The organism is Arthrobacter sp. B0316-1-20 (assembly GCF_059091865.1).
The window spans coordinates 1-3,927 of sequence record NZ_JBNHHC010000167.1; the positions used below are offsets into that span (position 1 = coordinate 1).

General features: G+C 68.0%; 4 protein-coding genes. All 4 read right to left on the bottom strand.

From position 1 onward, the window contains the following. The coding region (locus AC5RW2_RS41095; protein WP_494075300.1) for a DUF4011 domain-containing protein at positions 1 to 688 on the bottom strand (688 nt) is incomplete at its 3' end. 100 nt (positions 689 to 788) lie between these two features. Continuing rightward, positions 789 to 2,378 (bottom strand): glutamine-hydrolyzing GMP synthase, encoded by a 1,590-nt coding sequence (guaA, locus tag AC5RW2_RS41100; RefSeq protein WP_494030189.1) that lies wholly within the window; start codon positions 2,376 to 2,378, stop codon positions 789 to 791. Between the two features lie 169 nt (positions 2,379 to 2,547). Next, positions 2,548 to 3,018 carry a DUF3817 domain-containing protein gene (locus AC5RW2_RS41105; RefSeq protein ID WP_494030188.1) on the bottom strand — a complete coding sequence of 157 codons (471 nt, stop codon included), beginning with the start codon at positions 3,016 to 3,018 and terminating at the stop codon, positions 2,548 to 2,550. After that, a complete protein-coding gene (locus AC5RW2_RS41110) occupies positions 3,015 to 3,905 on the bottom strand; it encodes an SURF1 family protein (protein ID WP_494030187.1) in 891 nt (296 codons plus the stop codon). The genes AC5RW2_RS41105 and AC5RW2_RS41110 overlap by 4 nt, the downstream gene beginning before the upstream one ends. Between the last annotated feature and the right edge of the window lie 22 nt (positions 3,906 to 3,927).

Below are 3,927 nucleotides of genomic sequence, written 5' to 3' on the forward strand. Positions count from 1 at the left end.
GGTGCTCGATGGACATCCCCCGGACGTTCTCCGTCATGCTGCGCAGCCGCTCGAGGACCGGATGCGGCTCGAAGCGCGCGGTGCTGTAGGCAAGGCGCGCAACGGCATCCGGGTCGATGCCGATGCGCTGCTCGGTCCGCAGGTGGCGGACCAGTGCAGGGTTCAGCCGCGCCTGCTCGGAGAGCTGAAGTTCGTAGTCGTCCTGCGAGGGGCGGACGGTCAGGGCCACGGGCGCCAGCATGACCGGAGCCGTCATCTGCTGCATCGCCCCTGCCCGGACAGCACGCCAGGTGGCGGTCCCCGCCGCGAGGTAGCCGACGTCCAGCCCACGTTCGGAGCCCATCTCGAACATCTTCGCCCGCAGCACGCGGGCGGCCCGCATCGCTGCGGAATAGTGCCCGGGATCGCGCAGGAGGGTGGACAGGCGCGTGCGGCGGCCGGTCAGCAGCTGCGTCAGGCCGGAGGGATGGGCATGGGTCAGGTCGATGCTGTTGCCCGTGGACGGGGCGAAGTGGAGCAGGGTGTCAGTACCGGCGTGGCTGCCGAGCATGCGGAGCCACGGGCGCAGCGAATCCGCCGCAGCTTCCGCCGTCTCGGCCGCACCGGCCTGCGGCGCCGGTGGTTGCTCCGCATGGTGGCGGGCCGGCTTTTCCGGATTCTGGCGGGCGGATTTAGACCAAAGAGGCATGTCTACAAAGCTATCTGAGTCGGGGACTGAACGCGGGGAGGCTGCGCGGGAAAGCACCGAAATGGCTGCTCCCCCGGCGCCGGTCCGGGGCGTGCCGGAATTACTCCCATTCAATGGTTCCCGGCGGCTTGCTGGTCACATCGAGCACAACGCGGTTGACGCCGTCGACTTCATTGGTGATGCGGTTCGAGATCCGGGCTAGCAGATCGTACGGCAGCCGGGACCAGTCCGCCGTCATGGCGTCCTCGCTAGACACCGGCCGCAGCACGATCGGATGACCATAGGTACGCCCGTCGCCCTGGACACCGACGCTGCGCACATCGGCCAGCAGGACCACCGGCATCTGCCACACCTCGCTGTCCAGTCCAGCCGCCGTGAGCTCCGCCCGGGCGATGGCGTCCGCCTTGCGCAGCAGGTTCAGCCGCTCCTCGTCGACAGCGCCAATGATGCGGATCCCCAGGCCGGGACCGGGGAAAGGCTGGCGGCCGACGATCTCCGCCGGCAGCCCCAGCTGGGCTCCGACGGCGCGGACCTCGTCCTTGAACAGCGTCCGCAGCGGCTCCACCAGTTCGAAGCGCAGGTCCTCCGGCAGGCCGCCCACGTTGTGGTGGCTCTTAATGTTGGCCGCACCCTCGCCGCCGCCTGATTCGACGACGTCGGGGTAGAGCGTGCCCTGGACCAGGAACCTGATCTCCTCGCCGTGGGCCTGGGCCTCGGCGATGATGGCGCGCTCGGCTTCCTCGAAGGCACGGATAAATTCCCGCCCGATGATCTTGCGCTTGGTCTCCGGATCCGTGACGCCCTCGAGTGCCTTCAGGAAGCGCTCCTGCTCGTTGGCCACATACAGGTTGACACCCGTGGCGGCAACGAAGTCCCGCTCGACCTGTTCGGCCTCGCCCTCGCGGAGGAGACCGTGGTCGACGAAGACACAAGTCAGCTGGTCACCGACAGCGCGCTGCACCAAGGCGGCAGCGACGGCGGAATCCACGCCCCCGGACAGGCCGCAGATGACGCGGGAGCTGCCGATCTGCGCCCGGATGCGTTCGACTTGCTCTTCCACGATGTTGCCGGTGGTCCAGTTGGGCTCCAGGCCCGCACCCTTGAAGAGGAAGTTCTCCAGCACTGCCTGGCCGTGGTCCGAGTGCTTGACCTCCGGATGCCACTGCACGCCGAACAGCTTCCGGGTTTCGTCCGCGAAGGCTGCAACGGGTGCACCGGCCGTGCTGGCCAGAACCTCGAAACCTTCGGGCGCCTCATGCACGGCATCGCCGTGGCTCATCCAGGCATTCTGGTGGTCCGGAGTCCCGGCCAGGATGGAGCGGGCGCCGCCGGCTACGGTGACGTCCGTCGCCCCGTACTCGCGCAGTCCGGTCCGGGCGACCTTGCCACCCAAGGCGTTCGCCATCGCCTGGAAGCCGTAGCAGATGCCGAAGACCGGAACGCCGGCCTCGAACAGGTCCGCTCCCACGTTCGGAGCTCCGTCCGCATAGACGCTGGAGGGCCCGCCGGAAAGGATGATGGCGGCCGGGTTCTTCGCCAGGATCTGCTCCGTGGTGAAGGTGTGCGGAACGATCTCGGAGTACACGTTGGCTTCACGGACACGGCGTGCGATCAGCTGCGCGTACTGCGCGCCGTAGTCGACCACCAGAACCGGCCGGTGTGCTGTTTGGGGGGTGGCGGGATTAGTCACCCTCCAAGGATAGTCGCCGCCCGCTCCCGGCCGCACATTGACAGGCACCGCCCGGCCGCCGCCGGCTGTGACTCCGCGCACTCAGGGACGGTCTGCACACCCGGCGCGGGCAGGCAGGCAGCGCCAGGCACGTACCGGGCCACCAGCAGCGACCGGCACATACTGCCGCTCAGTACCGCTTGGCAGCCTGCGGATGGGCCCCCAGCTCCTCCTCCACCTGGCGGTGGATCTTCTTCTCCACGAAGAAGGACAGCAGCGGCACCACTCCACCCAGGGCGATGAGGATGAACTTGCCGAAGGACCAGCGCATGAGCGACCAGAGACGGAAATCGGAGATGAGGTACGCCACGTACATCCAGCCGTGGATGATCAGCACCGCAATGGAGAGGTTGAAGCCGCCCTCGACCCCCGGCGGCTCGGCACCGGCGAAACCGAAGACGAAGGGCTCACCGGTGAAGGCATCCGTGCCGCCGGCGTACAGGAAGGAACCGAACCCGTAGCGCGCGATCATTTCGACGCACAGCAGCAGCAGCATGACGCCGGTGAGGTAGGCCAGGACTTTGTAGAAGCCCAATGCGGAGCGGATCTGCTGGTGGGTGCCCCCGAAGCGGCGCTTGGTGGTGCTGGCGGGCTGGGTCACTGTACTACCTCGTTGCTGTTTTCAGTCTTGGATTCGTTGGCGGGCTGGGATTCGTTGGCGGGCTGGGATTCGTCGGCGGGCTGGCTGGCGCGTGCTTCGGCCTCCGCGTCCTCGTGGGCCTCGAGGGTGCGCCGGTGGTCGTCGGCTACCAGCCGCCACCACAGGAAAAAGGCGAAACCTGCGAATACCACCCATTCCACGGCGTAGAAGACGTTCATCCAGTTGACCGGTGTCTCCTGCGGCTGCGGACCGACCTCGATGGGTTCCAGCGCGGATGCTGCGGCGCCGGCGCCTACCTCGGTTCCGCCGACGTCGATGTTGAACGCCGCCACGAACGCTGCATAGCTGGGGACGTCCCACAGGTTGATCAGCTCAGCCACGGACAGGCTGGCCACCTGGCCGTCGACGCGGGGCTCGGCGATCGGCGCCTCGGTGGGCAGCAGCCGGCCGGTCACCGTCGCCTGCCCGCCGGGGGCAGTGTCCGCCTGGCCCGGTTCGGCGATCCAGCCGCGCGCCACCGGAATAACGACGCCGGCCGGCGCGGTTCCGCTTGCCGGCGGCAACTGGGCGCCGTCAACGGTGAAGGCGGTCACCACCCAGTAGCCGGATCGGCCGTCACTGAGGCGGTTGCGGACCAGGACCTGGCGCTCGGGGTCGAAGCTTCCGGTGAAAGTGACCATCTGGTCGGCGGTGGCGGCCAGCAGCGGCTCCCCCGGACGGAACGTTTCAGTCAGCGGCCGGACCTGCTCAGTGGCGGCCGGCGGCGGCGGAGGCGCGTCCTGCGACTGGGAAAACTGCCACCGGCTCAGCAGCACAAACACCGTCGAAATGACGAACGCCAGCACGAGTGCGGCGATCCAACGGGGTTTGAGGGCGGTTTTGAGCACCCCTTAACGGTACTTCGTGCAC